Origin of the sequence: Tahibacter caeni (genome assembly GCF_024609805.1) — a bacterium.
Taxonomy (GTDB): domain Bacteria; phylum Pseudomonadota; class Gammaproteobacteria; order Xanthomonadales; family Rhodanobacteraceae; genus Tahibacter; species Tahibacter caeni.
The window spans coordinates 1-1,271 of the sequence record NZ_JANFVR010000635.1; the positions used below are offsets into that span (position 1 = coordinate 1).

General features: G+C 74.2%; 1 protein-coding gene. It reads left to right on the forward strand.

Annotation, left to right across the window (positions count from 1 at the left end; all coding sequences use genetic code 11):
- Positions 1-1,271, forward strand: a 1,271-nt coding sequence (locus tag NON22_RS24480) for an O-linked N-acetylglucosamine transferase family protein (protein ID WP_257389592.1), incomplete at both ends; no start/stop codon positions are given.

A 1,271-nucleotide genomic window follows, 5' to 3' on the forward strand; every position in this document is an offset into this window, starting at 1 on the left:
GAGGCCGCCTATGCGCGCGCGCTCGCGCTGGCGCCGGACTGGCCGCGGGCGCGCTGGCAGCAGGCGTTGGCCGTGCCGGCCGTGCCCGAGAGCGAAGCCGCCGCGGCCGCAGCGCTCGCCCGTTTCGATGCGGGCGTGGCCGCGCTGACGGCAGATCCCGGCGACAGCGAAGCCGCGTTCGACTGCATGCAGGCCGTCGGCGTGTTCGCGATGCACTACCTGCCCGGCGACCACACGGCGCGGCAGCGCCGCTACGGCGATCTGCTCGGCGCAGTCGCGTCGCGCGCGCGGCCGCAATGGCTGCAGACCGACTGGACCGCGCTGGCCCATGGCGGCCGGCTGCGCGTCGGCTTCGTCAGCGCGTATCTGCACGAGCACGTGGTCGAGCGCTATTTCGGCGGCTGGATACGCGGCCTCGATCCGGCGCGCTTCGAGCGCCACGCCTGGTACACCGGCGCCTCCGCCGATGCGCGCACGCAGGCGCTGCGCGAATCGGTCGACCATTTCGCCGAACCGGCCGGGTCGTTCGACGATTTCGCCGCCGCGTTGCGAGCGGCCAAGCTCGACGTGCTGATTTACCTCGACGTCGGCCTCGATCCGCGCCAGCAGGCGCTCGCGGCGTTGCGCCTCGCGCCGGTGCAATGCGCCGCCTATGGCCATCCGGTCGGCACCGGTCTGGCGACCGTCGACTACTACCTGTCCGGCGACGCGCTCGAACCGGCCGACGCGGACATGCACTACCGCGAACGACTCGTGCGGCTGCCGGGACTCGGTTGCGTGCCGCGCGCGCCGGCGACGCCGGCCGGGACGCCGGCGTCGGATCTGCGGGTGGCCGGCCAGCCGCTGCTGCTGTGTCTGCAGAACCTCATCAAGCTGCCGCCGTCCTTCGATGCGGTGCTCGCCGCCGTGCTCGCCGCGAGCGGTGCCGTGCTCGTGCTGTTCGATCGCAGCGCCGGCATCAGCCGGCGTTTCGTCGCGCGGCTGTCGGCGGCGCTCCAGGCACGCGGCCTCGATCCGGCCGCCTGCCTGCGCGTCGAAGCTGCCCGGCCGTACGCGGACTACCTCGCGCTCGTGCAGCAGGCCGATCTCGTGCTCGATTCGCCGGGCTTCAGCGGCGGCGGCACGAGCCTCGACGCGCTCGGCGTCGGCACGCCGGCCGTCACGTTCGACGGCGCGTTCGCGCGCGGCCGCCAGACTGCGGCAATGCTGCGCCGGCTCGGCCTGGCCGAGCTGGTCGCCGCCGACGATGCGGCCTACGTCGCGCTCGCGAG